General features: G+C 57.1%; 20 protein-coding genes. 3 read left to right on the forward strand and 17 right to left on the reverse strand.

Translation table 11 applies throughout. The features are described from left to right. Positions 1-49: 49 nt before the first annotated feature. The 15 genes from AY555_RS03210 to AY555_RS03280 form a co-directional block, all read right to left on the reverse strand. Complete coding sequence (locus AY555_RS03210) at positions 50-2,494, reverse strand: DUF3772 domain-containing protein (protein WP_066133376.1); 2,445 nt, start codon at positions 2,492-2,494, stop codon at positions 50-52. Between the two features lie 122 nt (positions 2,495-2,616). Continuing rightward, positions 2,617-3,036 (reverse strand): EVE domain-containing protein, encoded by a 420-nt coding sequence (locus AY555_RS03215; protein WP_066133378.1) that lies wholly within the window; start codon positions 3,034-3,036, stop codon positions 2,617-2,619. Positions 3,037-3,041: 5 nt separating this feature from the next. After that, positions 3,042-3,347: a YciI family protein gene (locus tag AY555_RS03220; RefSeq protein ID WP_066133381.1), complete on the reverse strand. Its 306-nt coding sequence runs from the start codon at positions 3,345-3,347 to the stop codon at positions 3,042-3,044. Between the two features lie 14 nt (positions 3,348-3,361). Beyond that, complete coding sequence (locus tag AY555_RS03225; protein WP_066133383.1) at positions 3,362-4,402, reverse strand: NAD(P)H-dependent glycerol-3-phosphate dehydrogenase; 1,041 nt, start codon at positions 4,400-4,402, stop codon at positions 3,362-3,364. 40 nt (positions 4,403-4,442) lie between these two features. Next, positions 4,443-5,249, reverse strand: a complete 807-nt coding sequence (locus tag AY555_RS03230; protein ID WP_066133384.1) for an ABC transporter permease — start codon at positions 5,247-5,249, stop codon at positions 4,443-4,445. Beyond that, positions 5,246-6,022: an ABC transporter ATP-binding protein gene (locus AY555_RS03235; RefSeq protein WP_066133387.1), complete on the reverse strand. Its 777-nt coding sequence runs from the start codon at positions 6,020-6,022 to the stop codon at positions 5,246-5,248. Before AY555_RS03235 ends, AY555_RS03230 begins: the two co-directional genes overlap by 4 nt. Positions 6,023-6,036: 14 nt before the next feature. Beyond that, positions 6,037-7,284 (reverse strand): EAL domain-containing protein, encoded by a 1,248-nt coding sequence (locus AY555_RS03240; RefSeq protein WP_066133390.1) that lies wholly within the window; start codon positions 7,282-7,284, stop codon positions 6,037-6,039. After that, entirely contained in the window at positions 7,281-8,663 is a 1,383-nt protein-coding gene (locus AY555_RS03245) for an EAL domain-containing protein (protein ID WP_066133393.1), read from the reverse strand. Before AY555_RS03245 ends, AY555_RS03240 begins: the two co-directional genes overlap by 4 nt. Before the next feature lie 107 nt (positions 8,664-8,770). Then, entirely contained in the window at positions 8,771-10,153 is a 1,383-nt protein-coding gene (ccmI, locus tag AY555_RS03250; protein WP_066133397.1) for a c-type cytochrome biogenesis protein CcmI, read from the reverse strand. Beyond that, complete coding sequence (locus tag AY555_RS03255; protein WP_066133400.1) at positions 10,150-10,644, reverse strand: cytochrome c-type biogenesis protein; 495 nt, start codon at positions 10,642-10,644, stop codon at positions 10,150-10,152. The genes ccmI and AY555_RS03255 overlap by 4 nt, the downstream gene beginning before the upstream one ends. After that, on the reverse strand, positions 10,641-11,195 hold the full coding sequence (locus AY555_RS03260; RefSeq protein ID WP_156483281.1) for a DsbE family thiol:disulfide interchange protein: 555 nt from the start codon (positions 11,193-11,195) through the stop codon (positions 10,641-10,643). The genes AY555_RS03255 and AY555_RS03260 overlap by 4 nt, the downstream gene beginning before the upstream one ends. A 16-nt stretch (positions 11,196-11,211) precedes the next feature. Next, a complete protein-coding gene (locus AY555_RS03265; RefSeq protein WP_066136444.1) occupies positions 11,212-13,254 on the reverse strand; it encodes a heme lyase CcmF/NrfE family subunit in 2,043 nt (680 codons plus the stop codon). Positions 13,255-13,259: 5 nt separating this feature from the next. Next, positions 13,260-13,718 carry a cytochrome c maturation protein CcmE gene (gene ccmE / locus AY555_RS03270; protein ID WP_066133404.1) on the reverse strand — a complete coding sequence of 153 codons (459 nt, stop codon included), beginning with the start codon at positions 13,716-13,718 and terminating at the stop codon, positions 13,260-13,262. Continuing rightward, entirely contained in the window at positions 13,715-13,933 is a 219-nt protein-coding gene (gene ccmD, locus AY555_RS11515) for a heme exporter protein CcmD (RefSeq protein ID WP_209315817.1), read from the reverse strand. The genes ccmE and ccmD overlap by 4 nt, the downstream gene beginning before the upstream one ends. 15 nt (positions 13,934-13,948) lie before the next feature. Beyond that, entirely contained in the window at positions 13,949-14,668 is a 720-nt protein-coding gene (locus AY555_RS03280; protein ID WP_066136447.1) for a heme ABC transporter permease, read from the reverse strand. A gap of 201 nt (positions 14,669-14,869) precedes the next feature. On the opposite strand from AY555_RS03280, the gene rfaE1 reads away from it, so the two are divergent. Continuing rightward, entirely contained in the window at positions 14,870-16,342 is a 1,473-nt protein-coding gene (rfaE1, locus tag AY555_RS03285) for a D-glycero-beta-D-manno-heptose-7-phosphate kinase (protein ID WP_066133407.1), read from the forward strand. Here the strand turns inward: rfaE1 and AY555_RS03290 are convergent. Next, positions 16,317-16,997: a TlpA family protein disulfide reductase gene (locus AY555_RS03290; protein WP_066133410.1), complete on the reverse strand. Its 681-nt coding sequence runs from the start codon at positions 16,995-16,997 to the stop codon at positions 16,317-16,319. The two genes, rfaE1 and AY555_RS03290, sit on opposite strands and share 26 nt — an antisense overlap. Before the next feature lie 177 nt (positions 16,998-17,174). Between AY555_RS03290 and AY555_RS11745 the strand changes: the two genes are divergently transcribed. Next, complete coding sequence (locus AY555_RS11745) at positions 17,175-17,324, forward strand: hypothetical protein (protein WP_156483282.1); 150 nt, start codon at positions 17,175-17,177, stop codon at positions 17,322-17,324. A gap of 32 nt (positions 17,325-17,356) precedes the next feature. Beyond that, positions 17,357-18,628, forward strand: a complete 1,272-nt coding sequence (gene lysA, locus AY555_RS03295; protein ID WP_066133413.1) for a diaminopimelate decarboxylase — start codon at positions 17,357-17,359, stop codon at positions 18,626-18,628. A gap of 28 nt (positions 18,629-18,656) precedes the next feature. On the opposite strand, the gene AY555_RS03300 is transcribed toward lysA, so the two are convergent. After that, entirely contained in the window at positions 18,657-18,863 is a 207-nt protein-coding gene (locus tag AY555_RS03300) for a Trm112 family protein (protein ID WP_066133415.1), read from the reverse strand. Between the last annotated feature and the right edge of the window lie 29 nt (positions 18,864-18,892).

Here is an 18,892-nt window from a genome sequence, read left to right on the forward strand (position 1 = left end):
TTTATTGTCATTCATCTCGCTTGTGCAGCGTCATATATTTGTAAAAATTTCACCATTCCGCTGCCTGCATACCACTTTGTTTGTGAATAACATGCACATCGCGCTGCGGGAATGGAATGGAAATACCCTCTTTCCTGAAACGCTTGAGTATGGCCACACGAACTTCGCTCCCGACCGGGTTGATAAGCTCTATATCCTGAAGATAGAACCGCAAGGAGAAATTCAGGGCGCTATCTCCAAAAGCAACCAAAAGGGCAGATGGCTCAGGCCAACGCGAAACGCGGGGGTGGGATCGGGCGCAATCAAGAAGAATGGAGCGTACTTTCTCGGGATCGGAGTCATACCCAACCCCAATTTCAACAATGCACCGCCCAACCCTGTCATTCAGAAACCAGTTGGTAACCGGTGCCGTAATCAGGGCTGAATTCGGGATAATAACCGTTGAACGGTTGAATGTTTCTATTTCCGTTGCGCGGACACGGATCCGACGGACATAACCCTCTGTATCTCCGGTTACAATCCAATCTCCGACCTTGATCGGCCGTTCAAACAGCAGAATAAGACCCGAGACAAAATTGTTCACAATCGTTTGCAAGCCAAAACCGATACCAACCGACAAGGCACCGGCAACAATGGCAAGATTTGAGAGACCAATACCAAGAGTCGACGCCGCAGCCAGAAGTGCCGTCACAAAGCCAATATAGCCAACAGAGGTCGCAAAGGAATTCTGCAGGCCTGTGTCCAGCCGAGTCATCGGCAAAACGCGCTTCTCCAGAATGGCCTTGATGACCTTGGTCACAAACAAAAGACCCGTGAAGATCAGAATAGCTGTCACAACGTTGATCAACGAGATGTGCACAGAACCGATAGCGAAGCCATCAACCAGCAGGCTGAGCCCACTGTCTATGGTGTCACGGCTGACGCCCCATAACAGAAGGAAAGCCAGAAAAGCCGGCACTCCAACCACAAGAGCAGCCACAACACTGAGCCAGAAACGCATCATGGCGCCACTGTCACTGTTGTCAGCCTGTTTTCTGTCTTCCCGGACGGGTCCCCCCACACGGGACAAGACCAAGGTCAGAAGCTCGCGTAGAACGGCAAATCCGGCAACCGAGACCAAAACAACCACAGAAGACCGCAATAGGGACGTCGCCAATGAATGACCAAGCTCTGTATACCCGGCTACGGCTGCAATGGAAGCCCCGGCAGCAACAGCCGCAACAGGCCAACGCACCCAGCGTGTTTTTGCAGCTTTCCCGTAGTCTAGTTGCCCGTCAGGGGCCTGATGCCACAACCTAGCGCCTGTCAGAGCAAAAATGGGCAACATGGTTGCCAACGTCGTAACAAACATGCGCAAGCTGACGACTTCAACCGTCAGGTTCCAGACTTGCTCCCCAAACGCAAGAAAGTGATCAAAGGAAGAAATAACCAGCAGAACGGTTGCAATCTGACAGCTGCGGGCTGCAGCAGCATCATTGATCGGCACAGCACGCCAGTTTGGCTTTCCCGGTGACAGAACAGCACGTACAAGGCTGATAACAGCAACCAATGACACCAGTATTGTGGATATCAACGCCAGAGCATTGGCACCAACATCGCCCAGAATGCCCGCCCCCTGAATAACAGCGTTGGCAATGCCGACAAGAACGGCCAAGGGCACCATGCGTATCAGGCCGCGCTTGACCGAGATCCACAGTCGCTCTGAAAAACCAAGCCGAACAGACGGATCCCAGACAGGAAGAAGGCGACGGTTCAACCAGATCCGGAAAGGCCAAACCAGAACAAAGCCCAACAGGACAGTGCCGATCAACTTCTTCACAACCAGCTGCGTGGCCTCGGAAGACCAATCAACATTCCGTACAAAATCAATAACTTCTGCCGTTCTTGACCCTTGGCTGGTCAGGTCTCTCAGCGCAACACCCCACGTTTCGGGCGCGAAGGGATCCGCATTGCGGCTGAATAGCTGGTCGGCAAGGCGATCGCGCTGGATTGCAATAATTCTCTGGGTCAGAACCTGCGCCCGTACCTTCAGGAATTGAACCGTCTTGATATCAGCCTCGGCCAGAACCATCTGTTTACCAAGAGCTTCCCGCAACTTTCCCACGGGAGCTGTTTCCGTACTTTTGTCTTCCGGGGCGGGGCCAAGCGTATTTTGCTCAGCCGTGATGCGGCTCTTTTCAACCTGAAGAGCCTCTGCTATCGGGGCAAGGCCCTGTACCTCCCGCAGAATTTCCTGTCTCAACTCGCGGAGCCGATCGTTATCAAGGCTTCCTTTGGCACGAGACTCTGTCAACGCCAACTTTGCCTCAGCAGAATCGAGCAAAGCCGAAAACTGCTTGAGCCTGTCTTGTCCCGGTCGCTTGTCTGAGACCGCAGGAATCAGGGTCGCTGCACCGGATTGCGTAAGGCCCACCGGAAGGACAAAACCCGTCAGAGTGCAGGCAAAAACAAGAATTAAGAAAGAAATGCGGCAACAGGACAGAAATGTTGGCACGACAATCCCCGGGATCAATGGCTGGAAACGGTTAATCGATCATGTGTCACAATACTGGTCTACAGGAAAAAAGAGGAATACGGCAAGATCAGGGTAACAGGTTTGACTGTACAGGATTATCGCTAGGACTGTAGATCTGCATTCCCCATTTTGCATATTGCTTCCCAGTGATCCGGATCAACTGGCATGACAGACAGGCGCGGCTGCCTCAGAAGCAACATGCCGGCAAAGAAGGGAGCGTCCCGCAATCCCGACAACATGACCGGCACAGGCAATGCACAATGGGCTGCAACGTCGACGCTGACAAAGCGACCCGTCGGGTCTGTAGGATCGGGATAGGCTGTGCGGACAACCTCAACCAATCCCATAATCATGCGTTGGGAACGGGAGTGATAGAAAAAGGCCATGTCACCAACCCGCATGGCACGTAGAAAACCCGCTGCCTGATGATTACGCACACCGGTCCAAGATTCCGTCCCGACACGCACCTGATCATCCCAGGACCATGAGTCTGGTTCTGATTTAAGAAGCCAGAACCCCATTAACTTCAAGAACCATTCGAAGGTGCAGCCGCGCCGAAGACAATCCGGTACGGGCGAATGACAACACTTTCAAACAGACCAGCCCGGGCATAAGGATCTTCTGCACACCAAGCATAGACTGCATCCAGATCCGGGTGGTCAACGACAAGAAGAGAACCAACCAACCCCTCTCCATCGCCAGCCAGCATCGGGCCAGCCAGCACGATACGGTCACGGTGCGACTCAAGCCACGCAAGATGCCGGCTACGGTTATCAAGACGGACCGCACCATGACTAGGCTTGTCGAGGCAATGAACAGCAAAAAGCGGCATACTAATCAGTCTCTTTAATGTTCCTGTTCTGATGGAATAACCTGCCCGGCCCGTGGACGGGAGTCAAGCTCGCTCCGGAAAGGACGAGCCAACAGCCCATCCACAAGATCCGCAGGACTCCCACCATGGTTCAGAAGAGTATCAACGGCCTCGCAGATGGGCATTTCCACCCTCAACTTGCGCGCCAGTGCTGTAATGGCACCTGCTGTCGCAACGCCTTCCGTGACAGCACGTCGCGCTGCCAGAATAGAAGACAGCGACTGTCCTTGCCCCATGGCAACCCCCAGCGAGAAATTACGCGAACGCATCGATGTCGCGGTCAGAATAAGATCTCCCATCCCCGACAGACCCATGAAGGTTTCAGGGCGCCCACCCAAGGCAATCCCAAGACGCTTCATTTCCGCCAGTCCCCGGGTCAACAGGGCGGCCCGTGCGTTTTCACCCAGTTCCTGGCCTTCCAGAATGCCACAGGCAATGGCCAAGACATTCTTGGTTGCCCCCCCAACTTCCACCCCTACCAAATCAGGAGAATAATACGGGCGGAATGTCCGGCTCCCGATAGCAGACACCAATGTCATGCCAAGGGCAGGATCAGAACAGGCCAACGTAACCGCACTGGGCAAGCCACGCGCAACACCATCGGCAAAACCTGGACCGGACAGCACGGCAAGAGGCGTATGCACCGGAAGCTCTGCGCGGGCGACATCGCTTGTCAACGCCCCGGTTCCTGTCTCAATACCCTTTGAGCACAGGACAGCCGGAACACCGCTTTTCCACAACGGGGCCGCAGCACGACAAATAGACCGCAAGTGCTGAGTAGGAACCACCAGAAGTACGGCGTCCGTATCCATGGCCTCCGCCAGATCCGTTGTCACCGCGATCTCTGGATCCAGACGCAGGTCGGGCAGATAAACCGGGTTAAAGCCTGTTTTTGTGATAGTCGCAGCCAGCCCGGGGTCACGCATCCACAGCCGGACATGCCGCCCGGCACGGCATAGAGCCTGCGCCAGCGCTGTTCCCCATGCCCCCGCGCCAACAACCCCGATTGTCTGCATCCTGATCCTCCACACGGTGCGCCTCACAACAGGGCAAGGCCTATTCACCGGTTCCCAGCAAAAGCCCTTTCTGTCGCGCAACCCTGAAGCTGTAGAGGAATCCGGCGCCCGCGACCAGAAGAAAGACGAGATTCAGTGCACAGGCAGCCTGAAAATGTCCATAGTCAAAAATACCATCGAACAAAACAGATCGCATGCCCTCGAAGACATGGGTCTGTGGCAAACACAGTGCGAAGACCTGCAACCACTCAGGAAGAGAGCTGACAGGGTAGTAAATGGCAGAAAAGGGGGCAAAAGCAAACACGACCACCCAGGCCAGACTTTCGGCCCCCATCCCAAACCTCAGGATCAGGGCAGAAATGACAAACCCCAAGGCCCAGCCGGTTACAAGGACATTGACGAAAAAGGCAATCAGAGGAAAGCCCATCTGGAAAATATTGTACTCATAAAATGGAATAGCCAACAGGCATGCCGGAAGAATGCCGGTCAGGGTACGCAACAGACTCATCAGGACCAATGCCATCAAATATTCGGCAGGACGCAGGGGGCTGACAAACAGATGCCCCAAGTTACGGGACCACATCTCCTCTAGGAAGGAAACCGATACCCCCAGATTACTGCGAAACAAGGAATCCCATAACAGCATGGCACCGATAAAGATGCTGGCAGCCTGCGCCAACAGGGAAGACTGGGTGCGAAAGAAGTTCGAGAAGAATCCCCACAAAACCATCTGCATGGTTGGCCAGTAGATCATCTCCAGAACACGCACCGGACTGGAGCGCATCACATAGAGATGACGCAGGCATACAGCCCTGACCCGCACGGCCGATGCACGCAACCTCATCATGACACCCGCCCCCCCTCACCCACCCGGCTGCGGGCAATATCCAGAAAAACATCCTCCAGCGTGCTACGGCCATAACGGGACAGAAGCTCTTCCAGACGACCTTGATCCTGAATGCGACCGTCGCGCATCATCAACACACTGTCACACAAGCGTTCAACCTCGGCCATATTATGGGATGCCAGAAACAACGTTGCCCCGGTCTGCCTGCGGTAATCTTCCAGAACACTGCGGATACGATCCCCCGTATCCGGATCCAGACTGGCTGTTGGCTCATCCAGAAGAAGAACGTCCGGCGTATTGAGCAGGGCCTTTGCCAAGGCCACACGTGTTTTCTGACCTGCCGAAAGGCGGCCGACCGGGCGCCGCAAGAAAGGCAGAAGATCCAGTTGACGGGCCAAGGTATCAATACGATCCGGAATATCCCTGACCCCGTACAACTTCCCATACACGACAAGGTTCTCGTAGGCACTCAATCGCCCCGGCAGATCAACGTACGGGCTTGAGAAATTAACCCGGGGCAGAACAGCATAGCGGTCTGCAATCATGTCGCAGCCCAGAAGCCGTATGGTACCCGAGGTCGGAAGGAGAATACCAAGCAGCATGGCGATCGTTGTTGTCTTCCCGGCTCCATTTCCTCCCAACAGACCGGTTGTACTCCCCGGGCTGACACAAAAGGAAACACCGTCGACAGCGTGCACAACCTTCCCATGAACAGGGTACGATTTTGACAGACCGACAACATCGATTGCCGCCGTGTATCCTGCGTCGGGCATCCGGCTGTCTCGCCTCAATACAGGTATGGCTTCATGGTTCGATCCAGAACACGGCCCTGGAACAGGGTAAACCCCATCTTTTGACCGGCCGTTATGGCGGCTTCATCATCACAGCGGTTCAAGATCGCCCTTCCGGCAAGATTATGAAGAACGAGATCACGCGCGATCTTTCCCTCAGGACTCTCCAGAATCTTTGGCAGGTCGCTCTGCCAGCTCATCTTGACCATATCGGCCCCCAAACCAACAATATCGATATAAGGCAAAACCTTCCAGGTCAAACCATCGATACAAATACGATAGCCCCGCTGCCGGACATAATCACGCGCGAAGAAATAACCCGTCAGGTTGGAGAAAATGTCTTCGGTACGAAGCTCCAGAATCACTGTTCCGTGATTACCGGGCGACAGGCTCTCATCAAAACGCAGGAAGTCTTCTGACAGAATGGTTCCAACATTCAGGTTGATCGAAAACCCTTGGGACAGCGTGCGGTCATCACGACGGCTGAGCATTGCCAGAACCCGCCGGTCAAGGGTCTGCGTCAAACGCTGGAACAACCAAGGATTGGATGACAGGGCCACATGGGGAAGCAAGGCCTCGCGCAGGTCACCAATGGACACGTACACTTCGGTAAAGACCGGATCCGGCGCACCCTTTCCAACCACGGCACAAACTGCCTGACGCCGGATATGGCTGGACAGGTCAGCCCCGGTCAATGCCTTCTCGACCCGTTCCAAGGTTTCAGGAGTCAGTGGCGCCCCCGCCCTTGCAGGAGCCTGTCCTGTCGCCCCATGCCGATGATGACGCTTTGGGACAGGATCTGTTGCCGGATGCGATGCAACCCGTCGACGGATCATATCAAGCAGGGCGTCAAAGCTCTTGTCCAGATCATACCAGGTGACAAACGGGTCATGCTCTCCTGGCTGAACAGGCTCCTTCAGAAGAGGGTCGGCCGCAAACAGAAAGCGAATCTTGATCAAGGCTGCCCGCACTGTATCCAGGCTACTGGTATTGAACAGCACAATGAAATCAAAGTCCGACAACCAGTAAAACTTGGCGCCTTCCCGTGTTACCAGAGGTGTAAACGTTGTTTCCGCGCCATCCAGCGTATGATCAGGGCGATTTGCAGGCATCAGACGACCGAGATGCACCTGCATGGCATGCCGGCCCTTTGTATGGCTTGCCGACCGCTTCAGATCAGACAAAAGGCGCCTCTCATCTGCAAATCCGGGCAGGTACTGGGGCGTTTTTGGCACTTCACTCATGAGGACGGCTCTCCACCATCCGTTGGTGATGGCGGACTTGCCCGCCGCAACCGAATTGAAGGGGCGGAAAAGAACTGGATCGCATCCAGACCAGGAATATTCGGACATGTCGTCCGCATCTTCATATCAACAGCGGATCGCCGCGTTGCGCACTCCTTCAACGTACACTGCGCAGCAGCCGGACATGACCGCATGGTCATTGCACCATGCACCGCATCGATAAAACGACCCTGGAAGCTTCTGATACCGTGCTCGATACCCCACGTTACAGCAACTTGGCTGTCACAACGGGACAGAATCACACGGTCACCACCAAGAGCGTTAACAATGGAGCGGATATCACTGACCGCTGTCGGATGCTCCGGCGCGGCCATTTCCGGACTCCAGATGACTTTCACAAAATCAGGGTCCAGACGCTCCAGATCCATCACGCCTCCCATCGATGGCGTCAGACCATCCAGAGCCAGAAAGTCTCCTGTCTCTCTCAACATAGGCTTGGCACTGAGCCATCGATCAAGGTTCGTAAACACATCAATAACCTGAACCTCGACCACAATATGGCGGTCGGGATCCATGGAACGGCGCAGCACGTCGTATTCCTTGCTGTCGAGACTTTCCAGATTCAGGTTCAGGCTGATTGTCCGCGGCAGGGCGGCAACCTCGCTGCGGACAAGAGCAGCAATCATCCGGGTATCCAGCGTCCGGGAAAATTCCTGGAACAGCCAACGTTCGGAAAGAATATCCCGGTGCGGGGCAATCACACGACCGATGGATGAAACAGAAACATAGAACTCCTCAAAGAGAATCTCGGCCTGTTTCTCCGTAATATGGATGCAGGGTTGGCGATGAATGTTGCGGCGGATATTCAGGCTGTCCAGACCACTGATCATACCGCCCAGATCACCGGGACCAATGGGTTCCGGTTCCGGTGGCAGCATCCCCATGGCTTGACGGCGCTTTTCGGCCTCGGCAAGGATGCTACGCACCACCGGCAGAAGAACCTGAAGATCAACCTCAAAGGCATACCAAGTCACAAAGGGATCGGGGATACCTTCATCCTCGTCATACCAAGACAAGGGGTCATCGTGGAAAAGCGAACGGATCCGATTGATAACCCTTTCAACCTCGTCCTCCGGCATATCCTTGCCGACGACCATGATATCACCGCAGGACAGGGAAAAGACCCGCACCGCATTCAGGGATTGCAGGGGCATGAACAGACTGGCCGCCATCCGCAAGTGCGAAGGTGTACGGTTTGAGGGCAGCAGCTGCGACAGATGCAAGTGCACGGCCGTACGCCCGGCCGGAGTACGACCACCACGTTCTACTGTATCCAGCAGTTCCCGCTCGGAATGTGTTGGATCGCGCAGCTGAACCATTGTCTGATAAATCCGACGCCAAACCCCTCCGGAGAGAGCATTCTACCTGACCCTGAAGAACAGTGCCATCAAACGCCGCGCGACAGAACAGACAAAGCCCGACGCTGTTAGCCGGGCGGTTGGGCCAAACGGTCAATCCAGACACGCAAGGTCGACTCTGCCGCCGATCCGGGCGGGGTCAAGGCCAGAAGCCGTTCCAGAAAAGAGCGGGCTTCCGCCGGTTTCCCCTGTGCCTCTGCAGAAATACCTTGCACAAACAGCCCCCCCGGACTGTCCGGATCATGCCGGGCAAACCATGCTGCAATGGCATGGAATCGCGGTGACAGGTCCTGGTTGTTTGTATGCTCACGAAGCGTTACCAGTGCCGTGGCATAATCAAGCTGGGCCACCGGATCACCGGGAAGGAGATCTGCCGCCTTCCCATAGGCCTCGGCCGCACCCGATGCATCCCCCATAACTGTCAGCGATCGCCCCAGTTTCTGCCACCCCTGTGCATCATCGGGAGCATCAGCCAGCCTCTGCCTCAACCGGTCAACCATACCGGTCACCATCGTCCTTTCTTCCTCGGTAAAGGATGGCATAGCCGAAGCATCATGAAGATCTGCCGGATGGCGGGGCGCAACAGAGTCCGGATCAAGACCAGCTTTCATGGCAACAGTCTTAACACGCTCGTTCAGCATCTTCATCCACGGGGCACCAGGCTTGGATTCCCGTGCCAGATCCAGCCAGATGGCAAGCCCACGCTCTGGCTCGCCGGATTGCACAGCAGACAACCCCAGAAACCAGCGGGCCCGTGGGTTCTTCCTGTCCAGAGCCAGAACATGCGTGAAAACAGCCTGCGCCCGCTCCCCCACAAGACCCGCCTCTGCCTGTACCAGACTCTCGCCAAATGATGCCCAGTCATCCGGGGCCATCGGGGCCAACTGTGACCTGCGGCTCCATGCAGAGACCGCCTGGCCATAAGCCCCAAGATCCTGCCGGACCTGGGCCATCTCCCGCCAGAGGGCCGGATCATCCGGGCTGGATGAAAGCAGGGTCTGCAACTGATCCGCCCGTCTGTTCAGGCGCTCGATATCTGCGGTGCCCAGTCCAAGCCGCTCTGCCAAGCGGGCATCATGGGGCCGATCAGGCAACCCCGGTGACCCGATCTGGCTATAAACCACCAGACTACCGACAGAAACCATGGCAACCAGAAGAACAGCCAGAACGCGTCGCAACCCTGCACCGTCGGGTATGACCGGATCGATTGCCTCTGCATAACTGACAGCTGCCAGCATACGGCGCTGCACCTCCAACCGAACAGCTTCAGCCTGCCCGGGATCCAGAAGACCCCGCTCCTGATCCCGCTCAACCTCTGCCAGCTGATCCCGATAAATCGCAAGATCAGGACGGGCAGAACCCGCACTGCCACCCTGCACGCGGCGCAAGAGCGGAAGGGCCACAGCGATTGCCGTTGCCAAGATCATGGATACGATCAGCACGTTCATCATTCCCGGCTGTCCTGTTCAGCCACCAGACGCGCAAGGATTTTCTTCTCCTGTGGCGTCAAGGGCAAAGACGCTGCGACATCCGGTCGAACCTGCCGACGCAGAAACCACCATCCCCCCACAAAAGCCAGAATCAGAAGGGCAAAAGGCGTTGCCCACAAAACCAAGGTCGTCACATCAAGGGGCGGGCGCAGAAGGACATAACGACCATACCGGCTGACAACATACTCCACGACCGCATCATCGCTATCTCCACGGGTCAGCCTGTCACGAACCAGAATGCGCAGGTCACGGGCAATATCGGCGTTGGACTCATCAATGCTTTCATTCTGGCAGACAACACAGCGCAAGCCTTGCGAGATCGCCCGCGCCCTTTGCTCCAGAACCGGATCAGGAAGCATTTCATCCGGCTCAACAGCCAGAGCAAAGCCCGGCAATCCCACCGCCAGAAGCACAAGAAAAACAGCGATCCCGTATCCAGCACGACCGATCATGACACCGGGCCTTCAACATGGCGCAGATGCTCGATCAACGGCTTCAGAGTAGATGCCCAGACCTCGGGTGTCAGAACACCGGCATAGCGGTAACGAATGACGCCTGAGGCATCGATCACAAATGTTTCCGGTGCCCCTGTCACGCCCAGCGCAATGGCAGCCCGGCTATCCGGATCCTGTCCAACACGATCATAGGGATCACCATGCTTCTCCAGCCACCGCATGCCGTCTGCCGGGTTCCGCTCCCGCCAGTTGATGCCATGAACTGGAACATCCCCCTGTGCCTTAAGAGACATCAGGAAACTATGTTCCTCACGGCAGGCCACACACCATGAACCAAAAACATTCAACAGAGATACCTGCCCCTGCAGCATGGCGGAGGACAAGGGACGGTCACGCCCGGGAAGGGCATCCAGTGAAAATGATGCAACTGGTGTATCAAGCAGCACCGAGGGCAAGGCCGACGGATCTTTATTCAGGCGGCTGGCAAACAAACCAACCAAGGCGACAAAAAGCAGTGTCGGAGCAAAAATAATAACCTTGCGCACCATCCGTGTTGTCCTGTCCCTAAACCCGCACCACACGGCCTGCATCGGCCACACCCTTGGCCCTGCGTGCCGGGGCCCCGATCCGCAGACGGCGATCCATCAGGGAAATCAGGCCACCAAGCCCCATCAGCAAGGCACCGTACCACAGGCATGGCACCAAAGGCTCGACATAGATGCGGGTGACAAAAACACCGGATTTGCCGGGAACGGGGTCACCCAGAACGGTATAGAGGTCCGTCAGGCCGGTAGTATGAATTCCGGCCTCGGTCGTCGGCATCGGGGGGGACCGGTAATGACGTTTCTCTGGCCTGGTCTGCGCAATCTCGGCATCGCCCTTGCGAATGACAAAGGAACCGGCCAAGGACTCGTAATTGGGTCCGGTGACGGCATCAACCCCGTTCAGGGTAAATGACCAGCCATTCAGGTGGACAGCCTCCCCGATTGCCTGGTTCTGTATGGCCTCGCTGCGGTAAACGGATGATGCCGTAACCCCGGCGGTCAACACGGCCATGCCAAGATGGGCCAGCGTCATCCCCCAGGCCGATCCGGGCAACCCCGCTATTCTGCGGAGGGTTTCAGCCGGAGCAACACGGAACAGACGTACACGCTCGGCCCACTCTGTCAACGTGCCCAGCCCAAGCCATAGAGCCAGTCCAAACCCCACGGCAGCCAGAAGATCATTCGTTGTTCCCCCTCCCACCAACCAGGTCAACCCGGCAGCGACCAGAGCCAGCACCGCAGCAAAACGAAGACGGGCCAGAACCCCAACCAGATCGGCCCGCTTCCATGACAACAGAGGGCCAACCGCCATGGCCAGAAGGACAGGAACCATCAGGGGCAAGACCGTTGCATTGAAGAACGGCGCCCCCACCGATACCTTTCCCAAATCCAGCGCATCCGCCAGCAGGGGATAAAGGGTACCGACCAACACAGTTCCCATAATCGTGCTCATGAACAGGTTATTCAGCAGCAACCCGGACTCCCGCGAGACGGGGGAAAACAGGCTGCCTCCCTTCAGAGCCGGGGCACGCAGGGTGTAGAGGACCAAGGCACCGCCAACCGCTCCGCCCAGAAGCAGCAGGACAAAAAGTCCGCGCTGCGGGTCGGAAGCAAAGGCGTGCACACTGGTCAGCACACCGGAACGCACCAGGAAAGTCCCCAACAGACTGGACCCGAAGGTCAGAATGGACAGCAGGATCGTCCAACTTTTCAGGGTGTCGCGCTTTTCCACAACTAGGGCAGTGTGAACTAGGGCTGTGCCAAGCAACCACGGCATAAGGCTGGCATTCTCCACCGGATCCCAGAACCACCAGCCACCCCAGCCCAGTTCGTAATAAGCCCACCACGACCCCAGACCAATACCCAGCGTCAGCGCAACCCATGCCGCCAGTGTCCACGGACGCACCCAGCGTGCCCACGCTGCATCCACCCGACCTTCAATCAAGGCGGCCACCGCAAAGGAAAATGCCATCGAGAAACCGACATAGCCCAAGTAAAGCATCGGCGGATGAAATGCCAGTCCGGGATCCTGCAACAGCGGATTCAAGCCCTGCCCGTTCAGGGGAGCTGGATCAAGACGAGCAAACGGGTTGGACGTAAACAGGATAAAGGCCAGAAATCCCGATGAAATCATGGACTGCACGGCCAGAACCCGGGCCCGGAAGAACAGTGGTAATCCCCGCCCCGACACGGCAACCGCAAAACTGAACACCGCTAGGATCAGGATCCACAGCAGCAGCGATCCCTCGTGGTTTCCCCACGTTCCGGATATGCGGTACAGCAAGGGCTTGTCAGAGTGACTGTTTCGGGCAACCAGAGCCACAGAGAAATCCGACACCACAAAGGCCTGCAACAAGCAGCCGAAGGCCGTAACGACCAAAATAAACAGAAGAATAGCCCCCGGTCGGGCTGCCAACGCCATGACGGGATCCCGACGACTGGCCCCAAGCAAGGGCACAACCGACTGAACTAGGGCCACAAAGAAAGCCAAGATCAAGGCCATGTGACCTACTTCGGCAAAACTGAATGTTTCGGGCACCGCTTTTCCTCCGCTCCCCGGCATGCCCATCAAGGACGTCCGGGGTCACCTCCCGTCTGCTGACCGGTCCAGTGACCTGATTTCTTCAGGGACTCCACCACCTCGGCTGGCATATAGGTCTCGTCGTGTTTGGCCAGAACTTCACTGGCAACAAAGGTTCCACCGGAATCAAGCCGCCCCTCGGTCACAACACCCTGCCCTTCCCGGAACAGATCGGGCAGAATGCCCCTGTAGTGAACAGCAACATCGGCAACCCCGTCAGTCACAACAAAACGAACCTGCTGCCCATCACGAACCAAGCTGCCTTCTTTGACCAGGCCACCCAGACGAAAACGGGGTATCGCAGATGTATCGCGGGTCTGCAGATCCATGGGGCTATAGAAGAAAACCAAGTTGTCACGCAGGGCTGCAAGGCCCAGCGCCGTTGCAAGGCCCAGCATCATCATGCCGGCCACAACCATATACAGACGCTGTTGCTTGCGTGTCATGCCGACCCCGGCTCTGTCAGCCCGGCTTCCACATCCTTCCCGCCTTGTCCTTCATCAGGACCGGCGTACGCCTGCCGCAAATGCTCCAGCATCCGGCGGCGGCGACGCAACCCGTACAGGCTTGATGCTAGGAGGGACAGCAGCACAAGGGCCGTCAGGGCATACGCAGGCCACACATAAACCCCGTATCCTCCCATATCGATGAAATGCTCCATAATCTCAGCTTCCGGTCATGCGCGATATATCCCCAGCCGCAGGGTTCTTATTCTGGCCTCGACAAAGGCAGACTTGATCCGGACCAGAAGCACCGTGACATAATATGCCTTGAACGCAAGCGCCATCAGCAAAAGCGGAAGCAGCATCGAAGGATCAATGGCCGGCATGCCAAAACGGGTCACACTGGCGGGCTGGTGAAGGGTATTCCACCAGTCAACACTGAACTTGATAACCGGCACATTGACAAAACCCACAAGGGCCAAGACCGCCGCAGCCCGCGAAGCTCGCTCCGGGTTGTCAAAAGCCCCCTGCAAGGCCATATAGCCTGCATACAGGAACAAAAGCACCAGCATGCTGGTCAAGCGGGCATCCCAGACCCACCATGTTCCCCACATGGGCTTTCCCCACAAGGCCCCGGTTACAAGACACAGGAACGTAAAGCAAGCCCCAACCGGTGCCGATGCCTGTGCAGTCAGGTCGGCCAGCGGATGCTTCCAGATCAGCGCCACAGCACTGGAAACAGCCATGACAGTATAGGCAAACAGCCCCATCCAAGCCGCAGGCACATGCACGTACATAATACGCACACTCTGCCCCTGCTGATAGTCTGCCGGAGACAGGAACAAGGCTGCGGCAAGCCCGGCAGCAAAGGACAGGATGCAGACAGCCGCCGCCCACGGTACAATGCGATCGGCAAGGCGCAGAAAACGACTGGGGTTGGCAAACCGATGCATCGGGTCTCCCACAAGATTTTCCGGGGTTGTCCAGTATGGTGACCCCGCATAGAACCCGGCATCTCCTGTGATCCGGGCAGTTCCATACATAACCGCCCGGCGACCATGTTTCCAGTACAACGGATGATCTTTTCCTCCGCATGTACTGTTACCACATGGGATACTTGGCGAAACCGGCACCATGATATACTGTGCGGCACCATGAGTACCCAAAACGCCCGTCTTGCCGCCCGGGTGGCGGATTTGGCCAATGCAACAGTGCTGTGCATCGGCGACATCATGCTGGATCACTTTATTGCCGGGGCCGTTGACCGCATCTCGCCCGAGGCACCGATTCCTGTTCTGCGCGTGACCGGTGAAACGGTTATGCTAGGCGGGGCGGGCAATGTAGTTCGCAATCTGTCTGGCCTAGGAGCCAAGACCTGCTTTATTTCAGCCCTAGGCGATGACGCGCCGGGACGGGACATCACTTCTCAGCTTACAGCCCTGCGCGGAGTTGATTCATCCCTCCATGTCGAAGACGGTCGCACAACCGGGGTCAAGATTCGCTATAGCGCCGTGGGGCAGCAGCTCCTGCGCGTGGATAGGGAAACCGTTCACCCCGTCGGGGAGGCCTGCGCCCGCACCCTTGTTGACAGATGCCTGGCGGCCTTGCCGAACTGCGGGGCCGTTGTCCTGTCTGATTACGGCAAGGGCGTTCTTACCGAAGCTGTCATCAGACCCATTCTGGAAAAAGCCGCAGCCCTTGGCATTCCTGTTGTTGTTGACCCGAAAGGCCGCGATTACACGATCTATCACGGGGCGGCGGTGGTAACGCCGAATCGTCGCGAACTAGCCGATGCCACCGGCATGCCGACGACGACCGACAACGATATTGTCGCGGCCGCCCGCTTCCTCGCCGGACACTGTTCCATTCCCCACATTCTTGCTACCCGCAGCGAGGATGGCATGACCTTGGTTGATGCCAATGGCTCCGTCCTGCACCTGCCGGCGCAGACGCGAGAAGTCTATGATGTCTCCGGGGCCGGGGACACGGTGGTCGCAACAGTTGCTGCAGCCTTGGCCTGCGGCTTGTCACTTCCTGAGGCTGCGGCCCTAGCCAATGTTGCCGCCGGCATTGTTGTCGGGAAGTCCGGTACAGCCGCAGTAACGGCGGCCGAGCTTGTTGATGCCCTGCATCACCGTGATATTGGGCATGCCGAGGCCCGTATTCTTGACCTTCCCCGCACTGCCGACTTGGTCCGGGGCTGGAAGCAGGCCGGGTTGAGAGTTGGCTTCACCAATGGCTGCTTTGACCTTCTGCATCCGGGGCACCTGTCCCTTCTGCGTCAGGCCCGAACCCGCTGTGACCGATTGGTCGTCGGAATGAACAGCGATGACTCTGTCAAACGCCTGAAGGGGGACGACAGGCCCATACAGGCCGAGTCTGCCCGCGCTGCCGTTCTGGCTACCCTGGAGCTGGTTGACGCCGTCGTCATTTTTGACGAAGACACACCGCTGAAAATCATTGAAACCCTGTTGCCCGATGTTCTGGTCAAGGGCGCGGACTACACTATCGAAACGGTTGTCGGGTCAAAGGTTGTTCTGGGTGCGGGCGGCGAGGTTTTCCTAGCCACCTTGGAACCCGGACAATCCACGACACGTACCGTCAACCGCCTTCGGGAGAAGGCATAGGGAGGTCATCCCCGGCAGCCGCCGTATCCTCCCCGACAGCAAAAACTCCAACCAAACGCTGCAGCGTTTCCGCCATAGCTGCGGAAGACCAGTCCGCCTCTCCCGCCAACCGGGCCACCATCAGCCCCTGATGGTTGAAGAGGAAGCTGACGGGAAGACCAGGTACCTGCAAAGCTTTCGCAGCATAGTTCTTTGGGTCCAGCCATAACCCAAGATCTGACCATCCATTCTTCTCCAAGAATGGCGCGGCAGCACGCTCACCGTTGATATCCTGATTCAGGGCAATAACTCGTATGCCACCCTGGCTTCTGGTCCGCTCCAACTGCAAAAGAGAGGGCATTTCGCGCACACAGGGCGTGCACCACGTAGCCCAGAGGTTCAGCAGAACCGGCTGTCCCCGGAAATCATCCAACGTATGCACGCGACCATCTGATCCATAAAACGTGAAGTCCGGGGGGCGGCAGGACGGCACCATTTCCATCAAGGTACCGGTCACCAAGCCGTCTTTGCGTGATGGAAAAGGTGAACAGCCCGGAACCGCACCCATATCCTGCACTTCGGCCAGGGCCTGTAATGGAAGCAAGGTCAACACGAACACAACACCATGCACAAGGCTACGATAAGGTTGGGCTCGCCAAAGCCACGATACATTCATCCTGCCTGTCCTCACCCTGCCAGCTTCTTCCGATTGCCGGAATACCGTACAGCCCCGGAAGAGAAACACGCAACAGTCCGAACGCTCTCTCTGGCATACCGATTGAAACAATAGTATCCAGACGTGTCGACAGAGCCCGCGAACAGGGCCTGTATGTTACCGCCGGAGGACTGATCGATGATACGCCGTTACGATACTCTTCTGCGCCTGTGCTGGATTCTTGCTGTCCTTGGCATAGCCGGGGCCAGTCTTTCAGCGTGCGGCAAACGGGGTGCCCCTCTGGATCCGGATGGATCAACCTACAAGCACACCTATCCGCGCGAATAATTCCCTGACAACACAGAAACCGGCACAGGACCATGCACCATTTCCTTTACCGTAACGGCACACTGCACGCTGAAGATGTCCCCGTCAGCCGAATTATCGAAGCAGTCGGAACCCCATGCTACATCTACGCGACGGAAACACTGGTCCGACACTACAGGATCTTTGCGGAAGCCTTTCGTGGCTTGGATGCCCGCATCCACTTCGCGGTCAAAGCCAACGCGAGCTTGGCTGTTCTGCGGACACTGGCACAACAGGGCTGCGGCGCTGATGTTGTGTCCGGGGGTGAACTCCAGCTGTCCCTGCAGGCCGGGATACCGGCAGAACGGATTGTGTTCTCCGGGGTTGGTAAAACGGAAGAAGAGCTGGAGCTGGCGCTGAAGGCCGGTGTCTATCAGATCAACGTTGAATCCCTGCCAGAGCTTGGCGCTCTCGATACTGTCGCCCGTCACCTTGGTGTACGGGCTCCTGTCGCCGTACGGGTCAATCCTGATATCGGGGCTGGCGGTCACGAGAAGATCACAACCGGAAACCGGGAGAATAAATTCGGCATTGAATGGAACATGGCAACACAGGTCTGCCATCATGCCGCATCGCTGCCCGGTATTGATTTCAAGGGGCTGGCGGTCCATATCGGCAGCCAGATCACAGACCTTGCCCCCTTCCGGGCCGCATTCTCACGGATTGTTGCGCTAACCCGGATATTGCGGGCAGAAGGGCTGGACATCAGCCGCCTGGATCTTGGAGGAGGACTTGGAATCCCCTACAAGGATGCTGACACGGCACCTCCGCTGCCAGCCGACTATGCCTCCATGGTGCGGGATACTGTCTCCGGAACCGGGTGCACCCTTCTTCTGGAGCCCGGACGGCTGATTGCCGGAAATGCGGGCATCCTAGTATCTAGGGTCGTGTATGTCAAAGACAGCCAGACACGTACATTTATCATCCTGGATGCTGGCATGAATGACCTGATACGGCCAGCCATGTACGATGCAAGGCACGCCATCATACCGCTTGCCGAACCAGAAGCAGGATCAGCAGGACAAACCTGTGATGTGGTTGGTCCCGTGTGTGAAAGCTCGGATATTTTTGCCCGCGACGTCATGCTCCCCCCCCTGCAGACTGGCGACAGGATTGCGTTCCTGTCTGCGGGGGCCTATGGCGCGGTCATGGCAAGCCAGTACAACACCCGCCCCCTGGTGCCGGAGGTTCTGGTCAAGGGAGATCGCTTTGCCATCACCCGGCGGCGACCAAGCTTTCAGGACATGACGGCCCTAGAGTCCATACCGGACTGGCTTTCCTCGTAGACAGGGCTATCCGCAACGATGAGGGCCGTCAGGGACCTTTTCCATCAAGCGACCGGGCCTCGTCAACCAGCATGATGGGGATACCATCCCGTATGGGATAGGCCAGTCCTGCCTTGTCAGATATGAGCTCCTGGGCCTCGGCATCATAGCGCAAGGGCCCCCTGGACAGGGGGCAGACCAGTATCTCCAGAAGCTTTGGGTCAACCGTATGATGGCTCTGGATCTTTTCCGTCATGAAGGAAACTCCGTCCTGCAAGGAACTTG

The sequence above is a fragment of the Haematospirillum jordaniae genome (genome assembly GCF_001611975.1).
In the GTDB taxonomy this organism is placed as follows: domain Bacteria; phylum Pseudomonadota; class Alphaproteobacteria; order Rhodospirillales; family Rhodospirillaceae; genus Haematospirillum; species Haematospirillum jordaniae.